This window comes from Paenibacillus sp. FSL W7-1332, assembly GCF_037969785.1.
Lineage (GTDB): Bacteria > Bacillota > Bacilli > Paenibacillales > Paenibacillaceae > Paenibacillus_AQ.
On record NZ_CP150209.1, the window covers coordinates 5670309 to 5693467 of the forward strand.

Here is a 23159-nt window from a genome sequence, read left to right on the forward strand (position 1 = left end):
TTACTTCATCATGCATCCGCGGGGACTCTTATAAGTCTTTCCTCTTAAATAGGCTTATCGTTAAGAAATAGGAAGCAATGAATACAACGACGATACCGATTAGAATCAGAAGTAATGTTTGATCGTTAATGAGGCCTTTCTCGCTCACCATATTCATCAGCACCGCTGCAGGTTGTGCCAGGACAATTAAGGAGATCATGAATACGGCATTGATAATTCCGGCTCCTTTTTTGCTAAGTGCGTAAAAAAGAGGCATATAGATAGAGATGAGAACAAGCAGCATTCCTACGGAAACCAATAAGGACATCACTGTATAGTCTGGCTTGTCAAGCTGGGGGAACGAAAGATCAATGATCCGGTGAATCCCGTAAGAAGCAATGACTCCAAACAGTGTATACACGATGGCTGTTATGTATTTGGCCAGCACAATATGTTTGCGGCTAATCGGCAGCGTGACCAGAAATTTATGGTTATGGTTTTTGATATCGATCATCGTAGCTAGAATAATGGAGCCGAAAGCCGTATAGATTCCTACAAAATAGATAGACATTTCACTTTTTGGTATAAAAGCGATGCTGAATACAGCGAGATAGAGAAGAATCGTCCACAGTGAGCTTTTTAAAGCGATGAAATCTTTACGAAGCAAATTAAGCATGAACTCTTCCTCCCTTGGCAGTGAAATACATGATGTCTTCTAAGGTTGGTTTTTCTAAAATAGCATTATGGCTAAACAGCTGCGCGGCCTTGCGTCGATTATCTACCAAGCCCTCAAAACCAAGCGTCGTCTCACGAATCCCGATAAATTCCTTTCGAATATCGGAATCAATCAGTTGCATATCGCCCTTCACGATCGCGTATCTCTCAAGCACATCATCTTTCGCTTCATTGAATACAAGTTTTCCGTCATTGACGAAAGTAATGTAGTCGGCAATACGGTCCAAATCCGTCGTAATATGCGTCGAGAAGATAATCGTGTTTTTTTCGTCCTGCATCATATCTGCAAGCAGATCGAGCATTTCCCTCCTGAACACAGGATCAAGTCCCGAAGTCGGCTCATCCATGACCAGGAGCTCAGCCTCATGGGATAAGGCAACGGCAAGGGCGAGTTTAATCTTCATTCCCTTAGATAAATCTTCAACCTTCTTCTTAGGGGACAATTCGAATTGTTCGAGGTAGCGGTTAAATTTCTTTTCATTCCAATGGCTATAAAAAGGTGCGATCATTCTCTTCGTATCACGAATCGTAAGATGCTCATAATAGAAGCAATCATCCGAGACGATGCCGATGCGCTGTTTAATGTCGACTTCATGTTGAGGCATATCCAGACCGAGTATTTTTACACTGCCGGAATCGGGACGTACCATGCCGAGCATCATCTTGATTAAGGTGCTTTTACCAACACCATTCGGACCAATGAGTCCGGTAATGTAGCCTTGTTTCACATCCAGAGATACATGATCGACTTTGAAAAGAGGGTATGTTTTCGTTAAATTTCGTAATTCGATTGCATTCATGGTGTTTGTTCCTCCTCGAACAGTAAAGTCAGATGATCGATTACATCTTGTTGACTCATGTTTAATTCCTTGCTTTCTCGAATGATATGGATCATTTTCTCTTCTAATCGCTTCATGCGCTGCTCCCTGATAAAATCTTTATTTGCCCCTGATACGAAGCAACCCTTGCCTACGACCGAGTCGATTAGCTTTTCGTTCTCCAATTCTTCATAGGCACGCTTAGTCGTAATAACACTAACCTGCAAATCCTTAGCAAGCTGCCTTATAGAAGGGAGACTGTCGCCTGCGCGCAATTCTCCACTCAGGATACTCTGTCTAATCTGGTTCATAATCTGTATGTAAATCGGATCGTTCGATGCGTTGGATAATATGATTTTTATGCCGTTCACCTCACTGCTGTTAATTAAGTGCATACCGTATATATATAATATATACACTATACCCTCTTGTGTCAATTCATCCATCTGGGCAGTGATTCTCGTCCTCTACGATTGTTAACATAAAAAGGCCGCGGGTTACGCTACTTCGTATGGGGATATATGCTTATATCTCCGACAGGGCCATTATGGGAATATGACTAAAGCAGCCGCCCCTTGTGCCAGGAGCGGCTGCTTTAAGTTTAAACTGTATTAACACTAGGGATGGGGATCGTAGTATTACGAAAAAATTTTGATCGGTTACTTTTGTTTTCGGTCCTCATTCATTTTTGCTGTAACTCTTCTAACATCTTCTGCATTTATTTTTCCATCCTGGTTCACGTCCAGCTTCTGCAAATCGCCTACCGGTTCTTTTCCTATATGCCTTGCTACCAGCCTGATATCATGATGATCTACGGTTCCGTTTCCATCCACGTCTTCGGGGATCGTTACTTTCGTTCCAATATGGATTCGGGACAAGTAGGTGCGGTCCGTGCCGTCCGAATAATACAGATATCCGTCATCGCCTATCGTAAAGCTATAAGCACTTGTTACCTCTCGATACTCCAGGGTAACCGGATCAATCGCAATGAGCTTGGAGCCGAAGAGCGCGTACAGTATACCGTCGGCATCCCATTTCAGCGGAACGGAAGACCATGCACCGTAATTGAACGATCCCGTGTGAACCTGCTTGCTCTTCACAATTTCCTTATGATCCGGGTCCATCGCGAAAATGGTACCGTTAACGGCTCCCCAAATCAGCCCATCATGGGGTCCTACTGTCAGTCGGCCGATAAATTCAGGTTTATCTATGCCTTCGATCTGTGGTGACCATTCCGCTAATTTCTCTCCAGTCAAGGCATTCATGGTAAACATTTTGGCTTCCTCTGCCGTCGGGTTGCTTCCGAGGCCGTTGTTAATATTCGTTGAACCGAAGATTATACCGTCTTTATAAGCAAGACCTACCACACTTTGATCTTGAACAACGTTTCGTATGACCTTCACGCCTGTCTTGTTCTCGGCATATGCGCTTGGATCAATGATCGTTACGGCTCCTCCATTAACCCCATATGCGGATACACTCCCGAAATAGATACGTCCGCCGCCGGATGTCGCTTCGATTAAACGATCCTGATGGGCCTCAGGGTCCACCTGCAGGAATTGGGAGGGATTGCCGTTACCCGGCGCTCTGGTTTGGTCATATTTATGAACATAGGCTTTGGGATACACTCCCATATACATGGCATTGTCATGATACACCATGCTGTCGGCCTGACCCAGGGAAATCGAAGTCACCTGATTCTGGTCCGGATCATAGACAGCCCCTGTACCTGCGCCCAATGTGCTCATAAACAACTGGTTATCCGAGCCTTTTTCAATGACGTGAATATTCAGCGGCGTCCCTTCAACGACCGGGCGCGTAGCCGTCATCTTGTTCTGCGTAACGTTGAAATAAACGATCCCCCCGCCAAATTGCATGGTAACCAGATTCATGCCGATCAGATCCGGATTCTCATGCAAATCGATTTCGACCCAATCGGCACCTCTAAGCCCGCTGCCATAGGCCATGCCGGTGGAGCCGATCTCGCCCGTTGCCAAGTTGTAATATTTTAACGTGTTGTCCGCAATGAAGTAGACTTTGCTTTCATAAGAGTCCGTAACATGCAGACCGGTCACATTGGATAACACAACGTCCAGCCAGCTGGAAGACTCGAGATCATAGACATACATATTTTTGGATTCGGAATATCGGGCGAATATATAGCGATTGTCAACCAGATTCATATCGTACACAAAGCCGGTTTCCTGTTGATCCATCAGCGGCTGCGCTATATTCGTTTTGCTTCCGGTCGCTAAATCCAGTTTGATGATTTGACCGTGCGCCGTACCGGCATAAATATGTCCTCCTTCTTCATCCAGTGCGATGGATCTTACATATTCTTGCGGCTGGTTTCCTAGCATTCTCCCGTAATCTTCCGTAACGGTCCCCAGACCGAGATCGTATTTAAATACCTTACCGCCGGGATAAGTACCGATATAGGCATTACCCTTGCTATCGGTAACAAGTGACCACGGACCTTCGTCAACGAAGTCGTGTACAAGGTTCATCTCTTTGGTCTCGGTTGAATACAGCCAGAGCGTTCTGTGTGATGTCACATACACATGCTTTCCGTCCGGTGTGACTTCATGGTGCCAGGCATCTCCGCCCCCGCCCTGCAAGATCGATGTATGGATTACCTTATTCGTGGCCATGTCTACGACATTGAACTGGGCAGGAGAGCCTTTTACCGTTGTAAACATAACCTTTCGGCCATCCTGTTCCCCGACGGCCCCGTCATAGATGCTGATTCCCCGAATGGGTTGGGCCAATCGTTCCGGCTGTCCATACACTTTATCCTCCAACCGTATGGGATTCGAGAGACCTGCGGGGTTCGTGAGACCGGCGTCCTGCCATGCTTGTGCATTCATGGGTTTTGCCGGGAGGTTGGTTGTCATACAAGCACACGAAAGCATAACCATTAAGCCCATCTTCACTTTTACACGCTTCAAATTTCCGCACCTACCTTTTCAATAGAAGATATTTCAACCGTATAACCCTAACTTGATCGATGTTACTGAAGTGACGATGCATCCCGAATCAAATAGGCTGCTGCTTCAGATGAAATATGCTTCCCCGTTTGGGCGTGGACTTGATTGATAAATGCTGTGATATTCCCTTTTGTGGCCTTCGCAGCAAGGCTGTTCGCAATACCAGGATTATCGATCCATCCCTGTTCAGCGAATCGATACACAAGCTCTTCCAGACTCTCGAAACTAGTGACGATATGGAAATTCATCTCCTGAACGGATTCGTTGCCTGCCAAATCGGCTGCCCGTATCGTAAGCGTGTGCTCGCCCAAAGGGAGTCTGAATAACGGAAGGGCTGATGGATGCTCTACCCGCTCTCCGTCCAGCGTGATGACGGTTCCGTCCGTATCCATACCCGACCATTCGTCCTGAAGTTCGAAATCCAGCTTCAAATCATCTGCAGTGCTGATTTCTTTGGGTATGTCCGATTTCCAGCGGATTACGGGTCCCTCGCGGTCCACATGCAACTGGAGCTTACGCGGTGCCTCCTCGTTGCCAGCTTTGTCAATGGATCGATAAGTAAGCACGTGACGTCCATCCTCCTGCACATGCAATGGCGAACCATCGTAGCTGGTCCAGCTTGCTCCTTCATCCCAGGAGTATAAAGTGGATTCAATCCCGGCTCCTTCATCATAGGCCGACAGCGTAACCGTTACAGGGCTGACGAACCATCCATCCTTTCCATCAGGCTTCTCCGGATTGGTCGCAGGTTCTGTCGTTGGGGCCTGGGTATCCTCTTCTTCCGCATCGGATATGGGAATCATGTACATCCGTGTTTCTTGCGCATAATAGATGTTTCCGTCATCCCCCAAGGTAAAGAGTGCCGATTTAATTCCCAGTTCTTTATGCTCCATCGTGTCGGGATTCAAGATTGTCAACTGACCGTAGAGGTCGGTATAGAGCAGGCCATCGTTCCCCCATCTGAGGTGGATCGGCCTCCACATCCCGTAGTCCGTGACACCCGGATAAATGACCTTGCTTTTAACGACCTCCTGCGTGGCAGGGTCCACCGCAAACAGAATGCCGTCTGCTGCTGCCCAGAGGAGTCCGTCTTGATCGAAGGTCAGCCCGCTGATCATGATCGGGGATTTAACGGCGCCCGGAATATCAGGCGTGAATTCGCTAAGCTTTTCGCCGCTAACGGCATCCCACACAAACATTTTTGCTTCCGACTCGGTTGGATCGATGCCGAGACCGCCTCTTATGCTGGTCGAGCCGTAAATCTTGCCGTCCCGATAAGCCAATCCCACGATGCTCTGGTTCCGAACGACATGGCGATGAACATCAAACGTTTCGGAGGCCGGGTCGTACGCAACGAGCGCTCCGCCCAATTCTCCGTAATACGGTATGGTCCCAAAGTAGATTTTGCCTCCGCCCGTAGTCTGGACATAAGGACGATCTTGGTCTTCCTCCATGTAGAATAAGGATTCCGGATTGAGGTCCGGCTTGTTCGGATCCGTTTGAACGGGAAGCGTTGTATCCAGCTTGCGAATCTCCGCTTTGGGATAAATGCCAAAGTATACGTCATTCCCAAGCGAGCCGATGCTTTCGGCTTGACCCATCGGATACGTCGAATGGGTGCGCGTAACGGGATCGAACACGCCTCCCAATGCGGAGGTCATGCCGCTTGTATAGATTTTGCCGCCCGGTCCTTTCTCCAGAGCCTGAATAAGCGTAGGTTGCCCTTCGGCGACCGCAGGCAGCGTCTTATGAATGCCGGACTCGAAGTTGAACAGTGCCGCCTTCCCTCCGAATTGGATCGTCACTAAGGTCTCGCCGGGAAGCTCCGGATCATCCGGAAAACGGACCCAGCCGGTAGAGCGGAAACCAGTTCCATAAGCAATCCCCGTATCCGTGACCTGCCGCGTCGTCATATCAAAAGCTTGTACTTTCCGATTTTGGACGAAATACACTTTTCCTTCGCGTTCGGGCGACACATCAAGGCCGCCGTATCCGCTGTATACCTCATCCAGCCAGACGCCCCTCGCCATATCGTATATAATCAATGCGGTTGTTCCATTGCCGTTTAAGTAAGCGAAAAGGTAATCCCCCCTGGCATCCAGGCCATACACAAACGGGAGACTGCTTACGCCCGGTACGTCCCGAATCGGCAGTTCTGTCTTGTCCCCGGTAACCGGGTCGAGCTTGACGATATGGCCTACCGTGCCGATACCTGCATAAACGATACCATCCGCATAGGCAATAGAACGAACATACCCTTGGCCTTCTACCATGGTTCCGTAATTCGTGAACGAATTCGTTTTGGGATCGAATTTAAACACCTTGGCGTTGGGATACGTCCCGCCGTATACATTCCCTTGCTCATCCGTGACTAATCCCCAGATAGAGGTTTCGCCTGGAATCGCGGGTCCCAAATCATCAAGTTCTTTGGTCTGGGGCGAATATCGGTAAACTTTGGATTGACCTGCTATATATAGCGTTCCGTCTGGAGCAATGGTCTTAGCCCAGGAGCTGTCGGCATCCGGAAGCGGGATCGTCCGGAGCAATTTGTTGTCCACGAGGTCAATAACGTTTAACATGGCCGGCTTTCCATTCACCGTGGTATACATGACGTCACGACCATCCTCTTGACCATAAGCGCTTTCAAAAATGGCAATCTGCTGAATAGGAGCTCCCACGGAAACAGGGTCCCCGAATTGTTTGTTGATTGACGATTGAGCTTCTACAGGCACTGGTTGCAGCGAAGACAATCCTAATAGGGTTATCGTAAGTATGATCAACTGGGTTTTGAACGGCACGATATTTAATTTCATCAAACTTCCCCTTTCGAATATGGTTTAGCCTAGCGTTTGGAACAAACGATTGCCCCTCCCCTCGATTAACCTCCAGGACGAAACGAGTATGGACTCCGTTTCGTACTTGCCCATCATTGTAAAAATACTCAAGGGTTCCGTAAATGTCTCATTTTCAGAGATTTTGATTTTCTCCAAATAGATTTGATGAATCCTTAAACATCCCTCAAGCACGGAGGATTCAGAGTGGTGGAAAATACAAATGAAGTGGAGAAATCAAAAAAACCGAAATCCTTAAATAAGGATTTCGGCAATATTGTGGCAACGGTTATCGAAACTCGCATTAAGCTCTGCGAATCGTAAATTCAAAGGACATGTCCATCGAAGGATCGATTTGATACTCGTCATGAACCGGAGCCCCCCAGCTGTCGTCACCCCCAACCCCCATTTGCCGCCCGGCAATGGTAACAACGGTATGGTGAACGTTCGGCAGCTCATAATGATGCGTCGCGTTCTCCAGCTCAAATGCGGTATACGGCGATATATTGGCTTCTACCGGTGCTGCCGATGGTGCCTCCATCGTGATGCCATGACCTTGATCGCTGGTTATGGATACCTCCCGCACGCCTGTACGATTGCCCGATTCCTGCGGTACCAAGTATGCTGAAACATTATCCGCCGCACGATTCCGGAAGCGACACAATTTAGCTCCAAATGCACGGTCGATATAATTCTCTTCCGGCCCGTTCGCATACCAATCCAGGTTGTCGTAGTCCGCCGGCACTTTGAAGGTAAGAGCAAAGATCGGCAGCCTCGGCAATCCCGGTGCACCTTGGTACCCCGACTTCACTTGAATGCTGCCATCGGTGAACACCGTATAAGATACGCGCACCCTTACTTCCTCGGACACGCTCAGTTTATACATATAGGTCACGGTCGCGTGATCCGAGTCCTCCGTAAGCTCGCAGCTTAACGTTCTCCGAGTCAGGCTAGCAGCATACCAAAGCGCGGAATCAAACTGCAGTCCAGCCCCTTTATCGTTATCCGTCATCGCTCTCCAGAAGAGCGGCACCGGTGGCGAAGAGATCATCTCCCGTCCCGCATACTTGACGGATATGAGGGTCCCTGCCTGCTTCGAGAACATGACGGAGAAATCACGCCCATGAACGCCGATGTTTACATCCCCTTCAACTACACGAAAATCATTCGCAGCCATATCAGGCGAAACACCTGAACCTGGTTGCAGGCGTTCCCTCACTTGAGTAGTGCTAGACTTATCAACAGCCAACGGGTTCTCCTCTCGGAAAACAAACTGTCCAAAAGCCATTTCATAACCGGCGTTCGCCCACAACGAATCCTTCTTGAGCACGAGTGAAACGTCTAACGCATATTCACCAATCGGAAGCCCTTCCTCAGGCAGTTCCAGCTTTACATATCGCTCTTCACCGGGACCAACCTGGGGGCATACCGCTCCGCTGTAGATATTCCTGCCTTCATAATTCAGGCAATATATAACATCATAAGCATCCAACGAAGCGAACAAGTTCTCATTTCTGATCGTGACGCCATAACGATCCGGGGTCAGCTTGACGTTCTGATACAGGAACTTCACTTCCTGCATTTTGGGGGACCATGTCCGATTCGCATAAACGATGCCGTTGCCGGAGAAGTTGTAATCGGTTGAACGATCATCAAAGTCCCCTCCATAAGCCATAAAAGGCTTGCCGTAACGATCATGTTTCACGATGACCTGATCCATGAAGTCCCAGATGAAGCCGCCTTGATACATCGGATATTTCTGCCCCAGCTCCGTGTATTTATGCAATCCGCCGACGGAATTGCCCATGGCATGCATGTACTCGCAGCTAATATAGGGCTTGGAAGGATCGTTTTGCAGATACTGCTCAATATCCGCCGGTTTTGCATACATGCGGCTCTCCATATCGCTCGCATCGTCATATTCCCGGTTATGGAACACTCCTTCGTAATGGACCAGCCGGCTAGGGTCCCTCTCCCGGAACAAGTTCGCAACGTTCCGAATGACTTCTCCGGCGTAAGACTCATTGCCGCAAGACCAGATCAAAATCGATGGGTGATTCTTGTCCCTCTCGATCATGGAAATGGCACGGTCCAACACGATATCCTGCCATTCCGGCCTGCTGCCCGGTATGTTCCAGGACGGCTCAACGGCTCCCATTTTCTGCCATGAACCATGCGTCTCCAGATTCATCTCGTCGATGACGTACACGCCGTACTCATCACACAGCTCGTACCACATCGTCTGATTCGGATAATGCGACGTCCGTACGGCGTTGATATTCGCCTGCTTTAATGTCTTGATATCCCACAGCATATCCTCTTTCGTAATGCTGCGCCCGCGGCGGGAATTGAATTCGTGCCGGTTGACGCCTTTGAACACAATTCGCTTACCGTTTAAATGCATCACCTTATCAATCATCTCGAATTTGCGAAAACCTATCTTTTGCGGCACGACCTCCACAAGGTTTCCGGATGCGTCATAGACGGATACGTACAATGTATATAAATTAGGCTCTTCTGCGCTCCACCGCTTGACCTTACCTGCAGCTAACGCAATCGACGCCGTTTCCCCGGAAGCATGGGTCTCCCCCCGGACCACTGGATTTCCTGCTGCATCCTTGAGCTCTAGGGCTACTTTCGAAGCCGGCTTTCCCCTCAGCTGCATGGTAACCCTCAGCGTTCCACGTTCATACGTTTCATCCAAATCGGTTTGAACATGCAGATCCTGCACATGAACGTCAGGTACCGTGTACAGATACACATCGCGAAAAATACCGGAAAAGCGCCAAAAATCCTGATCCTCCAGCCAGCTTCCGGTGCTGCGTTGATAGACCTCGACAGCCAGCTTATTCTCGCCTTCCGTCAAGTACGGCGTGAGGTCAAAATCGCTCGGCGTAAAGCTGTCTTCACTGTAACCGACAAACTCCCCGTTCAGCCATACATAGAAAGCCGATTCAACACCCTGAAAAGAGATATACAGCGGACGCTGCTGCCAGCCGGCAGGAACGTTGAAAAACTTCACATAGCTGCCCACGGGATTGTGGTCCTCTGAGATCATCGGGGGTCTAAGAAACTCCTGACCGTCCCATGGATACATCGTGTTCACGTACTGCGGCCGCCCATAACCCTGAAGCTGGATATGTCCGGGAACCTCAATATCATCCCATCCTCTGCAGGATTCTTCCGTTTTATAAAAATCCGCTTGGCGTTCCTTGGCATTACGGGCGTAACTAAACTTCCAGCTCCCATTCAGACTGCGGCGCCAAGGCATCTCTCCAAGCTGTTCGGCTTCCAGCATCGATTCGTAATACCGATGATCGGAGTGCGCGGGCATCCTGCCTACCGCAAATACACTGGGATCAGACAACCACGCAAGACTTGGCGCGACTCCTCGTTCAACCTGCTGTTTCATCTGTTTTCCTCCATATTTCAACTTTATTTCACGGAACCTGTCATCCCAGCAACAAATTGCTTCTGCATCATAAAGAACACAAGCGCCGTCGGCAGCGTCGTAATGACGATGGCGGACATGATCAAACCGTAGTCTGGAGCATAGCCTGATCCCAGGTTCGATATCAGCAGCGGCACGGTCATATTCTCCGGCGACTGCAGCACGATCAGCGGCCACAGATAGTTGTTCCAGCTGTTCAAGAAAGTAATAATCGCTGCGGCTGCATAGGTCGATTTCATCGTCGGCATATAGATGCGGAAGAATAGGCCCAGCTCCGACAGACCATCGATGCGACCGGCTTCCATCATATCCTTGGGAAACATTTTGGTGCTTTGACGGAAGAAGAAGATTAAGAACGCCGTCGTGAATGTCGGCAGAATGACAGCCCCTGCCGTATCAATGCCTAGAAAGGGTACAACCCCCGATACTTTGGCAAACATCTGAAATAAGGGCACCATAATCGCCGCGAACGGAATCATCATCGAGGCTAGCAGGATATTAAATACGATATCTTTGCCGCGGCTGCGGTACATCTCAAAGCCATAACCAGCGGCTGAGGCAACCAGCAGTGAAAGCACGGTAGTCACCACCGAGATTTTTGCGGAATTCCAGAGAGCTTGCCACAGGTCCACGGAACTGAACAGATTGTTGATATTCTTGACCAGGTGCGAACCCGGCAGCAGCGTCCCTTTCGTTACGTCCACGGACGGATTGGTGGCACTGACAACCATCCAGATAAACGGAAAGATGGAGATCAGGGCAGCGATAATCAGAAACAGGTAAGTAAACACGCGTTTGGTTTTCATGATCTCTTGTCACCTCCAACTTTGTTCTGGATCATCGTCAATATGACCACCATGAGTACGATCGAGTAGGAAACGGTAGCTGCGTATCCAAAGTCAGGCGTGTATTCGAAGGAAAGATTGTAAATATATTGCGATATCGACATGGTTGCGTTTCCGGGGCCGCCTTTGGTGATGTTAACCACCTCGTCAAACAACTGGAGCGTTCCAATGGTCGATGTTATGGACGTAAACAAAATGATCGGCTTCAATAGCGGAATCGTAATTTTGAAAAACTGCGTGAAGGCATTTGCACCATCGATGCGTGCAGCTTCATACACGGATTTATCGATATTTTGAAGTGATGATAAATAGAAAATCATATTATAGCCTGTAAAACGCCAGGTAATCGCGATGATAATCGTAACTTTCGCCCAGAAAGGGTCGGTAATCCATTGAATCGGTTCCTGGATCAGATGAAGATTCACCAGAAATTTATTGACGATGCCGTCGGCTCCGAACATGTACTTAAAGACGACGGAGTACGCTACAAGCGAGGTTACCGTCGGCAGGAAAATAGCCGTTCTGAAAAAACCTTTAAACTTCAGTCTATCGTCATTGAGCAGCACAGCGATAAAGAGCGCCAGCACCAGCATGACCGGAACCTGAATGAGTAAGTAAATAAATGTGTTCTTGACGGCCGTAAGGAAGGTGGTATCGCTGAACAGACGAATATAGTTGTCTATACCGACAAACTGTAGATTGCTGCCCCTGCCTGATTTGAAGGATAGGATTAACGCTTGAACCATCGGATAGAAATAAAAAATACTAATCATGACAACCGGCACAAGAACAAAGAACCAGCCTGTCAAACGTATCCGCCTTTGACTGTTCAGGCCCTTATGAATTTGCGGGCTTAGCCTGGCTTTTTCTGTATTCACACCACTCCACACCCTTCTGTTGATCCATGTCTTATGGATAGAAATAATAAAACCCTCGCTCCCCTTCCTTCAGCAGATGTCCACTTTTCAGGAGAAGAAGGAGCAAGGGCATTTGTGTACTGCCTGAGTGTGTTTAACGAATTTGCGTATCGGCCTGCGCCTGCGCATCTTTCAGAACAGTTTCCACGTCTTTACCGCCGAGATACGCCTGCATGGCAACGACCATAATGTCCTCGATGGCGTACGTATTCATGCCGTAGTTAACGTTAGGAATTTGTTCGGTCCAAGCGGCAAAGTCTGATACGACTTTTTGGCCTTGGAAATATTCATCCGCTGCCGCGTAAGCTTCTCCGCTTGCGGCGGCTTTCAGGGTGCCGATGACCCCAACTTTTGTGTTCAACGTCTGATACAGCTCAGCATCGGAAGCAAATGTCTTCGCGAGGAACTCCGCAGCTACTTCTTTCCCCTCTACATTCATGACATACCAGGAGCTGCCGCCAAGGTTGGATGCATGGACGGACCCCTCTGTTGCCGCAAGTTTAGGAAGCGGAGCTACCGCCCATTTACCGGATTGGGAAGCTTCGGCTTTGATCGAAGGTGTAATCCAGTTACCGGTCGGCACGGTAGCCACTTCACCGCTGTTGAATGCTCCGACAAATTGGCTCCAGTCCGAGTTCACCTTCACGATGCCGGAATCCATCATTTCTTTGTACAATTCAAAGGCTTCCTTCAATGGAGCATTGTCTGCAATCGTCGGAGTCTGGCCATCTTCTGCCGTATACCACGCCCCCGCTGATTGGATCATCATGCGGATAAGTCCCAAATCGTTAGGATCGAGCGTAATCATGTTTTTGCCGGTTTTCTCTTTGACGGCTTTGCCAATCTCGATGTACTGCTTCCAGTCGATGTCCTGCAGGTCATCCAGACTGTAGCCTGCTTGCTCGAGATAATCCGTTCGCACGTACATTCCCGTCACGCCGGAATCAAACGGAACGCCGTACTGCTTGCCATCTACGCTGGTCGGGCCAATCTTATAGTCCGCAAAGTCATCCACTTTCACGATGTCCGTCAATTCGTAGAAGGAATCCGGATACGCTTGCAAGAAGCTCTGCGCACGGTAATCCTCAATGAGCACGATGTTAGGCAAGCCTTTCGTGGAACCGGAGTTCAACCCGGTGTTCAGCTTTTGAACGATATCGGCCTGAGCATTCTCTACCACATGAATCGTGACGTCCGGATTCACTTGGGCATAGGCTTCTTTAGCTACATTCATGGCGGCAATGTTAAATGCCGGGTCCCAAGCCCATACCGTAATTTCTTTTGGAGCGGCACTGCCTCCACCGCTAGAGCTGCCGTTACTGCCCGACCCGCCTTCCGTACCGCCGCCCGAGGAACATGCCGACAAGAGGAGAACCCCGGCCAGCAGTAAGCTCATTAATTTTTTCAATGTGTAACCCCCTTTTAAGTCTGAAAATAATAAAAGATGGAAGCGTTTTCTCTGCTACGCATCCATCTTATCATTTTGTATTCGTTTTCATTGGCACTATCTTTGTTAGCTTTGGTGCTATTATTGGATCCTGTTTTTCGCCTTCATACCGGCTCTGGTACAATCTTTAGGTTCTTGTAATATCTTTAGCTTTTGGTCAATGGTAGCGTAATGATGATTTTTGTTCCTTCACTGCGTTTGCTTGTAATGTGGATCCCGTATTTCTCGCCGTACATCAACTTAATTCGGTCATCTACATTGCGTATCCCAATGCCGGAGAACAATTGGCGTTTGCTCATCGGTGCAGGCAACGATTCTTCCTCCGCCGGGTTCTGCTCCAGATTCATTCCGTCCCCGTCATCTACAACTTCACATACAAGCTGGTCTTCCTGAACCGCAATCATGATCAGAATTGTTCCCTCTCCCTTGATGTTGAATGCGTGAAAGAATGCATTCTCAATAAAAGGCTGAAGAATGAGTTTGGGCATATGATAATCCAGGCTATCCGGCTCCACAAAGTAATGAACGCGGATTTTCTCACCGTAACGCACGTGATTAATATACACATAATGCTTCAGTGTCTCCAGCTCCTGCCGCACAGGTATGGTGGAATGAATATCGCTGACTGTATTTTGCAGGAGCGATATAAGCGCGTTGATCGTACCCGCGGCTTTTTCCTTGTTGCCCTGCTGTACCAGAAATTTGATCGAAGCCAGCGTATTGTATAAAAAATGTGGATTGATTTGCATTTGGAGCGCGGCCAGCTCCGCATTTCGCTGCTGCTTCTGGGTTTCCATCAATCGATCCACATAATCGTGCAGCTCATCAAGCATATAATTATACGCATTCCCTAATTCCTTAACTTCATAACTGCTATTGGCAACATCTACATGATGATCGAATCCGCTTGTGGGAATATTCGACATCTGTTTGACGAGCACACGGAGCGACTGCGTCATTCGCCGGGTGATCAGAAAAACAATGACAAGTGATATCGCAACGATGGACATGATTGTCAAGGTGACTGCTTTAGCGTTCACCATCTGTCCGGTCACGGCTTTCTTGTCGATCATATTGACCAAATAAAATTCAAATTCCGGCAAGTATTCCGAGAACACAATTCGTTCGTTCCCCATCACATAGGCAGATGCATCGTCCTCTCCCTCGCCCTGATCCGTTACGACTTCTTGAAGCAGCCCCTTATCCGCCATCCCGATCAACTCGGTCCTGTTGCTGGATACAATAACCCCTTCCTCGTTCAACAGCACAACGTCATTGCCTTCGCTTGTAAAATTGGCATAGAAGGGTTTAAAATTCCGGTCGCGAATGGCCACGTATAACGTGCCATACATTCTCCCGGTCGACTGATCAAAGAGAGCTTTGGAAGCGACGAGCATGGGCTCCTTTGCGTCTGCGCTATGACCCTCGTTGCGATAAAGCTGGTATAAGATTTGCGCAGGGTGAGCCATAGTCGCTTTTGTAATCGGGTGATCCTTCAGTTCCTTGGCCGAGATAGACCAATACCAAGGATCTGTGGAATAACTTCTCCCATTCGCTCCAACGATCATGATGCCAACATCGTAAGCACTAAAGTTAGACTGGACCGACTTCATGCCCTCTGTCATCTGGTACGTTTTCATCGCAAGCGCCACGGCCTCCGTCTCTCCGCCCGATAAATAACTGCGGATCGCCGCATTCTGGGCGATCATGGTGGCACCGGTTGCTATGGCGTTATTATAGGACTCCAGGTTTGACTTCATCTGGTTTAACAGCTTGCCGTTCGTGATGCTGAATGTCTGCAGAAATAACTTTTCCGACATGCTGATGGTAATGGACAGCGTCAGAAGTGATACGGTCACGATGCTGATGAGGGTCACGAGAAACAGCTTAAGGAATAACCCCTGTTTTCGCAGCTTGTTTATGGCTTGTCCAATCATGATTCCCGTATCTCCCGTGCGTCTTGCCTCCGAAACTGGCTCGGAGAGATGCCTGTCTGCTTCTTGAATACCTTGGTGAAGTAGCTCTGATCCGAGTATCCCACGCTGGCGCTGATTTCGGAAATCGTATGTTCCGTTGTCAGAAGCAGCTCCATGGCTTTTTCCAAGCGGATTTTGTTGAGGTATTCACTGAAACCTTCTCCATTATACGCAGCAAAATAACTCGACAGATACGATGCATTGAAGTGGAACTGCCTGGCCACTCCGGTGAGTGTGATGGGGTCGGCATAATGGTCCTGAATATATTCAAGCAGCCGGTCCATATTGGGATTAACGGATGTATTCGTCTCGCCTATCGCACGTTCCGCTTCGCGGATGAACGCTTCGACAACAGCGATAGCTTCGCTGGCATACCTGGCTTCGTCTATTTTTCGGAAATAATCGTATTTGGCATTCTCCAGGCTTCCGGTCTCAACCTTCATTTTTCCAAGCGTGGTCGCCACGTTAAATATGAAATTCCCCAACGACGATTTGAATTCGAAAATATCGGTGCGATAATCCATCGAGCGCAGGCAGGCGTATTCCAAAAAGCCGGTGAAGGCCTTCCGGTACTGCCTACGTTTCAACAGTTCCATGAGCTCGCCCATGTCATATTCGAGATGCGAATCCGGAAGGCCCGGCAAATGTTCGTATTCAATCAGCGTCCGGTCCTTAAGGAAGAAGCCGTATCGCATGAGTTTCAGATAATTGTCATGGTAGACCTCACCGAGACTTTTAAAATCGGCGAAGCACTGGCTGATAACAAAATGCGTCTCACTCATATCCTGTACCAGTTTGGAGATCAGATGCCGGAGTTCAATAACAAGCTCGTCCCACCGCTCAGGATTCACATTGAGCAGAAAAAGTGCCGTATCGTTAATAAACTTCAACCGTATATACACGATCTCGGACAAAGCAAGCTGCTGAAGCCCTCGTTCCATTTCGTTTCCGAAACTCCATTTGTCACCGGAATCTTTCATGTGCTTCATATCCGCTCCAAAAAACAAATACTGTCCATAAGGGAATTTCGAATCCAGCAACACGGGATCCAGCGCAGGCTCATACCCGGTCATAAGTTTCTCGATGGCTTGCAGGATCTGCCCTTCCTCACGACCCGCGCTTGGATCATCCTCCGGCTTCATGGCGACCATTTTGGCCGTAGTTTTATTTAGGATGGATATTAGATAATCAGCTTCCAGCTTTGGCTTCAGGATATAGTCCGCTACACCACTCTGAAAAGTAGACCGGACGTAATCGTATTCACTGAAACTGCTGAGCACGATGACTTCGATGTGAGGATGCTTCTCCTTAACAATCTTGACCAGTTTCTCCCCGCCCATGACAGGCATTACGATATCTGTAAGAATGACGTGAGGATTCACCTCATCCATCAAATTCAGTGCTTCCAGACCGTTAGACGCCTCACCGACGATTTGGTATCCTTCCTGTTCCCAATTGAGCAGGTGCTTAATCCCCTGCCTGACAAGCATTTCGTCATCCACAATCATGATCTTGAATAATGGTTTCATACCTGCCTCCCTTGCAGCCTTGTAACCGTTTACGATTTGCCGGATATGTCTTAGCCAACCTTCATTTCAACGACATGATCTAATTAACTCAAAGATTATGGCATACAAATATCATACACTGCAACGTACGATTAAAAAATATAACGGACTGCATATATACCGTTCCTCTACTAAATACATTTTTAAAAAAAAGGGGTCAAAAAGCCAGACCGGGGGCGGTTCTGGCTTATGCCAAGCTACCTATAAGATTGGGAGCGTGCTAATCCCTCATTATTGTTATCCCCCATGATATACTCATAATAATCCGGTAATCTCTTCGCGAAAAGATAGTAATCTATCCAGCGTCTTTGTTTATTTTCATTAATAATCTCAGTAAATTCAGAAACTGTAACTCCCTTATACCTGCAAGAATGAAGCATTTTGTTATCCCCCAGAAAGATGGCAATATGAGCTACTCTATTAATCCCTTTCTTCCTGTAACCCTTACGATTAGTAAAAAACAATAAATCGCCACGTTTGAGTTGTTTTTTTTCTATTTTTTCACCTAGCAAACTTTGCTCGCGAGATGTGCGCGGAAGAAGAATGCGAAGTTGACCATACAGAAATTGAATAAATGAACTACAATCAAATTCATTTGTCTGAAAAGGTTTTGCTCCCAAACGATAAGGTGTTGATAGATATTTATAACCTTCCTTTATTATCTTTTCACTGCTATTTTTGATATATAATTTTGGCTTGGTTTTAATTGTCATATATCTCACTCTCCCGAAGTAAAGCCAGGGACAAGGCTTCTTCTTTTAGACATCCACTGTTATAATGCCTTCACGTTTAAGGACTTGCAAAATCTCCTTGGCTCTAAACTTATACATATGCTTTCTGATTGTAGTCTGTCCTTGGAGTTGAATGGCTTTTCTCTCAGCCGGGTGATTCAAATAATATTTAATCACTCTCTGCATCTCTTCTTTACTCCCTGCAGTAACCAGGTCTTTCCCTGGAGTAAAATAACGCTTTATAGCAGGTGTATCACTAGTTAGCATAAATCCGCCTGAGCCAAGTATCTCATAAGTTCTCTGAGTGAGTTGATTCCTCTTATTTTGAAGACCAATCATGATATCTGTTGAATTGTACACTTTATGTGCTTCCTCAAAGCAGTTTAGTATACTGTATTCTAATATTGATGAGAGGTTTGGGTCGTAAAAGAAAAACTGCAAAAAAACGCCACGAGTGTTATTCCGTGTCCTGACAACATTTGAACTGAATATGAACAGGCAAAAAAAATGCTGCGGCGTCACATACAAGGAAGCTTTGTATGTGAGCCGCAGCATAGAGATACAGCGATAACGTTCAAATGATCCGATGGATGGCCTCATGAATCTGACTAAACTGATGGCGTCATGATGGGCAACATGACAATGAAGGTCGTTCCTTCACCTGGCTCGCTTTCGACTCGGATATCACCTTGATGTAGAGATACGATCATTTCACGATGGCGAGTTCATACCGCTGCCGTCATACTTACGACTGTGAGAACGTTCGGCTTTGGTCCTCAATGGAAATCGACTTGCGTTACTGGGAGGCAGCAGCTTTCTTGACGCCGCTGATCTGCCCACCATGCTGAACGACAATCACGTCTTGTCCGATAAGCGTCGGCAATGGAGTGCCTTTGTATTGAGCGGAGGCCAGCGTACGTCCGCTGTTCGTATCGAGCGTCAACAGCTTGCCGTTGTCCAGTCTTACATAGGCAAGGCCCGCATCCCCGAGGGACCATTCGGCCACTCCCGCTTCGAAAGCATAAGTTTTATCCGGGTCGGCCTTAGAACGACTATCCGTCGGGAATCGGGAAACTACAGCTTTCTTCTGAGTCTCTTCATACTTTTCAATGACATAGAAATATTCCCCATCGGATACGACATCGGATGCACTTTGATCTTCCACGAAATCCACGGGTATATAGGATCGGGTAGCCATAATTTTCCCATTGGTCAGATTAATTTCATCGATGTTCGCTGCATATCCGGCATCGATGCCTTCGGTTACGTCACGCGTATAGAACGACTTATCGTTCGAGAAGAGAATGTCCTGGTGGTCACCGTCGGTCTGTTTCCATTTTACTTTGCCGTTCTGAGCATCGATTCCCTGTAACCCGCTCGTGGTCAATGCTCCGTCGATAATCGTGGTTGCGACAAGGATTTTTCCCGTTTGGAGCAGTTTGTACCCATGGGCGCTGCCCTTCAATTTCCACTTAACCTTCCCGTTTGATGCGTTGTACGCCGTCAGCCCATACGCATCCCCGACATAGATCACACCATCGGCTGCATGCAAACTGAGGTTCACATAGCTTTCTTTCTTTCCTGGCTGGGATTGTGTTTTAACTTTCCATTGCAGCTTGCCGGTTGCAGCATTGAGCTTAATTAATCGGCCTGTCGCATCCGTAAACCATACCGATTGGCCATCCGTTACGGTCTGTGAGACGGCAGCGGCGGGATACGTCCAGCGGGTTTTGCCTGCCAACGCGTCAAAAGCAATATATTTCTTCCCAACGGTATAATATAAATTGTTCTTAATTAATGTCGTCTGAGGGTTAATTTTGCTTGGATCTCCCAACGTCTTCGTCCAAATCGGCTTCAGGCTGTGAGAGGACTTGTCCACAGCAGACGCAGCAGCTGCGACATGCCCCGGCCCTGGCAGTACGGAAGAGATTGGCGATGCGAGAAGAGCTACGGCCATGCCTGTTGTGACGAGTCGAGTAACGGTTTTCTTTTGAATGGTATACATGGATGTTATTCCTCCTATGACTGAATATACATATCAGACGTTAAGATTGAGATAAAGTTGCACAAAAATACTAAAAAACCCAAAAAATATATAATTATATTAAAATATCCAAAGGTCAGTCATTCAACGAATCTATGAAAAGGCTGCGCCAACTCACAACGGGGTATTGAGTCGGAGAATCCATAACATGTTGAGAGTCCGTGTGAAAACGGAATCATGCTTTCTCTTTCTGACTGGGATCACATGTTATTGTAGTATGACTAATTAGTTTTTTCAAGAACTAAATGGTTTTTGTGCAGATATAAGAAATGACGCATTCGTTGGATAGCTAAGACCCATTAAATGCATCATCGTTGTTTAGTCGAATATAAACAGCTCCTCAATGGGCGCTCCCACCACCCGCGAAATATCGATCGCCAGCTTTAGCGATGGATTATATTTCCCCGCCTCCAGACGGATGATGGTCTCTCTTCGAACCCCAACCTTGCCCGCCAACTCGTCCTGGGTCATCTCCGCTAACTGCCTGTACTTTTTTAAATTGCATTTGAATGGTTCCATGGGCATCCACCTAACAATATTTATCCAGATAATAAAAAGTTATGGAATACGTCAGAAACGTAGCTGCCCAACCCGCTGCGCTCACGATGATCATGAATTCTCTTGTTCCGAAGGGAAACATGCTGCCGATTCCGATGATAAACAAACATACGGCCGGCACCCACATGGTGATGGACCGCGCCTTCTGAGCATTCATGTAATACCGCTCATCCGGCATCTCCTCCGCCAGCTTCCCATGGAAATAGAAACTGAAAAAGCTGAAAAAACTAAAGTAAAACAAAAATGAAGGATCATGGGTCTTGAAATACTGAAGGCCGTTAAACCCCAACAAACCAAGCAGCCATCCGTGCTTACCGATTCGTACGTAACGCTTCTTCTGTCCCTTATACATTCCTGATTCCTCTCCTGCGCTTAAAAATCAAAACCATCTCTGTCCCTACCAGCAGAGCGATCATATACACGGCCGGCTTCATGCTTATTACCGTGACCGCCAATAAACACATGATGAGCGGAACGGCATATTTGCGGGGATGATGCCATAAGTCGCTCTCCACCTTCCAACGGAAAACGGGATGTTTCCATTCGAGCCAAACGGTCGAAATGGCGCATTGGGCGGCAAATAACACACTAAGTACATAATACATGATTTCCACCGATCCATGAAACAGTTGCCAGCATGCTAAGTAGATCGTATATATGAATAAGTTTACTGCCAGTATAAACAGCCCATACGGAACCACTATACGTTGAAGCTGGCCGGGCAGCATTTGAATTTTCCGGTGAAGCCCGCGATTACTCGACAGCAGGATGCCGATCGGCGTGTTGAAGGATAGAACCGCGAATCCAAGCGGCAGGTACGAGGCAAGATGCATCTGCTCCAGCATGAACGCCATGAAGCCTGCAAATAAACATAATGCAATCGTATTGTATAAATAGCTTTTATGGGAAAATAGGTAGCGTACAATATACCGCAGGAACGAAGAGCTTCGAACCGGTACTGCATGGCTATCCTTCATCTTCAAGTTCTTGTAGAATCGGTAAGAATCCGTCCGAAGCAGCACGAACCCTTGGAGGAGGCTGCTGATCAGCAATCCCGTCAAACGAAAGAAGGGCTCAGGGAGCAGACAGAGTGCCGCTTGGAGAAGCATCAAGAGACAGGCTGTCATCCTTTTACCGCTGTTCAGTAAGGCAAATACCACGAAAGCAGTCAGACCTGCATTCAAGAAGCTAAGCAGAAATGCCGGTACATGCATAGCCGTAAATGACGAATATGCCATATAGAAAACGAGAACGTACGAAGTCTTGGTAACCAGGGTGTATAGAGCAACCGCATAAAAATAGGCTGCGTTAAACATGCCTGACCTGAATGGAAGCATGAACGCTCCCTTCAGCTTCCTCCGGTTATCGTCCGAGGACAGAGTTTTCAGCACAATCCCGAACGTAAATACGGAAATGGCCGTCATGAATACAAGTAAGGATACCTCATAATGGCGATCCAGGCTGCTCAGCGCCGCAAAGATAGCAGCTAAGGCTATGGCATGCTTCCACAATCGGTCGTAGCTTGACCCCAGGAGCTTTTTGGCGAATCCATGAAATGTCGAGATCACTTGTTTAGTACCCCTCTAATAAACTCGGGATCCATGTCTCCCTGCAAAAAGGTATGACGGATGGATCCGGACTCCAAAATGATGATGCTGTCTGATGTTAGACATAAACTCTCCAGAACGTGAGAAGAAAACAAGATCGTCCCATGGCTCCTGTACTCGTTCATCATTTGATACAGAAATTCCGTGCTTTCGAAATCCAGTCCGTTGACCGGCTCATCCAACAGCAGCAGCTCCGGGCGCAATGCAAATCCCGTGATCAGGTAGGCCTTCCTCCTGCTGCCCATCGATAATTGGCCCAAGTATGCGTTCCGGTAATTCTGAAAATGGAATCCTGCAACGAGCTCGTCCAAGATATCGTGACGGACCTCTTGTCCGTAGGATTGAAACACGTGCCTTACATACTCCTCGAACGTGAAATACTCAAACGACTCGTCCTCCGAGAACACGGTATATCGATTACGTTTAAATGCAGGGCTTGTCAGCGAAGTTTCCTCGTTCTTCCACTGCAGCCGCTCCAGCGAATAATGCCGGTGAATGCCGCTCAGGACATGGAGCAGCGTGCTCTTGCCGGCCCCGTTCAATCCCACCAAACCTATGATCTGATTGGGGTCAATCTCCAAATTAAGATTCGAGATGACGGCGTCCTTTTCCGAACGGTACCAAGCCGTCAACCCCGTGATGTTTAATAAATGATGTCGCTCCAT

The 23159-nt window shown here is 47.8% G+C and carries 18 protein-coding genes and 1 pseudogene; all 19 read right to left on the reverse strand.

Annotated features, from left to right (window positions below):
- Nucleotides 1–28 precede the first annotated feature (28 nt).
- Complete coding sequence (locus tag MKX98_RS25560; protein ID WP_194544110.1) at nt 29–655, reverse strand: ABC-2 transporter permease; 627 nt, start codon at nt 653–655, stop codon at nt 29–31.
- The gene (locus tag MKX98_RS25565; RefSeq protein ID WP_339219163.1) at nt 648–1514 is read right to left on the reverse strand and encodes an ABC transporter ATP-binding protein; all 867 of its coding nucleotides are present in this window, start codon (nt 1512–1514) and stop codon (nt 648–650) included. Before MKX98_RS25565 ends, MKX98_RS25560 begins: the two co-directional genes overlap by 8 nt.
- The gene (locus tag MKX98_RS25570; RefSeq protein ID WP_071223391.1) at nt 1511–1894 is read right to left on the reverse strand and encodes a GntR family transcriptional regulator; all 384 of its coding nucleotides are present in this window, start codon (nt 1892–1894) and stop codon (nt 1511–1513) included. The genes MKX98_RS25565 and MKX98_RS25570 overlap by 4 nt, the downstream gene beginning before the upstream one ends.
- A gap of 297 nt (nt 1895–2191) precedes the next feature.
- On the reverse strand, nt 2192–4426 hold the full coding sequence (locus MKX98_RS25575; protein WP_339219165.1) for a dockerin type I domain-containing protein: 2235 nt from the start codon (nt 4424–4426) through the stop codon (nt 2192–2194).
- Between the two features lie 116 nt (nt 4427–4542).
- Nucleotides 4543–7332, reverse strand: coding sequence for a hypothetical protein (locus MKX98_RS25580; protein WP_339219167.1), 2790 nt, complete (start codon nt 7330–7332; stop codon nt 4543–4545).
- Between the two features lie 322 nt (nt 7333–7654).
- Complete coding sequence (locus tag MKX98_RS25585; RefSeq protein WP_339219169.1) at nt 7655–10762, reverse strand: glycoside hydrolase family 2 TIM barrel-domain containing protein; 3108 nt, start codon at nt 10760–10762, stop codon at nt 7655–7657.
- A 23-nt stretch (nt 10763–10785) separates the two neighbouring features.
- Nucleotides 10786–11607, reverse strand: coding sequence for a carbohydrate ABC transporter permease (locus MKX98_RS25590; RefSeq protein WP_339219170.1), 822 nt, complete (start codon nt 11605–11607; stop codon nt 10786–10788).
- Nucleotides 11604–12419, reverse strand: a complete 816-nt coding sequence (locus tag MKX98_RS25595) for a sugar ABC transporter permease (RefSeq protein WP_233355134.1) — start codon at nt 12417–12419, stop codon at nt 11604–11606. The genes MKX98_RS25590 and MKX98_RS25595 overlap by 4 nt, the downstream gene beginning before the upstream one ends.
- A 238-nt stretch (nt 12420–12657) precedes the next feature.
- Complete coding sequence (locus tag MKX98_RS25600; RefSeq protein ID WP_339219171.1) at nt 12658–13971, reverse strand: extracellular solute-binding protein; 1314 nt, start codon at nt 13969–13971, stop codon at nt 12658–12660.
- A 185-nt stretch (nt 13972–14156) separates the two neighbouring features.
- Entirely contained in the window at nt 14157–15947 is a 1791-nt protein-coding gene (locus MKX98_RS25605; RefSeq protein ID WP_339219173.1) for a sensor histidine kinase, read from the reverse strand.
- Nucleotides 15944–17515, reverse strand: coding sequence for a response regulator (locus MKX98_RS25610; RefSeq protein ID WP_339219175.1), 1572 nt, complete (start codon nt 17513–17515; stop codon nt 15944–15946). The genes MKX98_RS25605 and MKX98_RS25610 overlap by 4 nt, the downstream gene beginning before the upstream one ends.
- 236 nt (nt 17516–17751) lie before the next feature.
- Entirely contained in the window at nt 17752–18267 is a 516-nt protein-coding gene (locus MKX98_RS25615; protein WP_339219177.1) for a C40 family peptidase, read from the reverse strand.
- A gap of 45 nt (nt 18268–18312) precedes the next feature.
- Entirely contained in the window at nt 18313–18645 is a 333-nt protein-coding gene (locus tag MKX98_RS25620) for a glycosyltransferase (RefSeq protein WP_339219179.1), read from the reverse strand.
- A 248-nt stretch (nt 18646–18893) separates the two neighbouring features.
- Nucleotides 18894–19056 (reverse strand): annotated as a pseudogene (locus MKX98_RS25625) (ATP-binding protein); the annotation flags it as partial.
- Nucleotides 19057–19081: 25 nt separating this feature from the next.
- On the reverse strand, nt 19082–20290 hold the full coding sequence (locus tag MKX98_RS25630) for a PQQ-binding-like beta-propeller repeat protein (protein WP_339219181.1): 1209 nt from the start codon (nt 20288–20290) through the stop codon (nt 19082–19084).
- Between the two features lie 357 nt (nt 20291–20647).
- On the reverse strand, nt 20648–20848 hold the full coding sequence (locus MKX98_RS25635) for a helix-turn-helix transcriptional regulator (RefSeq protein WP_071223363.1): 201 nt from the start codon (nt 20846–20848) through the stop codon (nt 20648–20650).
- 10 nt (nt 20849–20858) lie between these two features.
- Complete coding sequence (locus MKX98_RS25640) at nt 20859–21239, reverse strand: DUF3796 domain-containing protein (RefSeq protein WP_194544129.1); 381 nt, start codon at nt 21237–21239, stop codon at nt 20859–20861.
- Nucleotides 21232–22455 carry a hypothetical protein gene (locus tag MKX98_RS25645; RefSeq protein WP_339219184.1) on the reverse strand — a complete coding sequence of 408 codons (1224 nt, stop codon included), beginning with the start codon at nt 22453–22455 and terminating at the stop codon, nt 21232–21234. The genes MKX98_RS25640 and MKX98_RS25645 overlap by 8 nt, the downstream gene beginning before the upstream one ends.
- Nucleotides 22452–23159: an ABC transporter ATP-binding protein gene (locus MKX98_RS25650; protein ID WP_339219186.1), complete on the reverse strand. Its 708-nt coding sequence runs from the start codon at nt 23157–23159 to the stop codon at nt 22452–22454. The genes MKX98_RS25645 and MKX98_RS25650 overlap by 4 nt, the downstream gene beginning before the upstream one ends.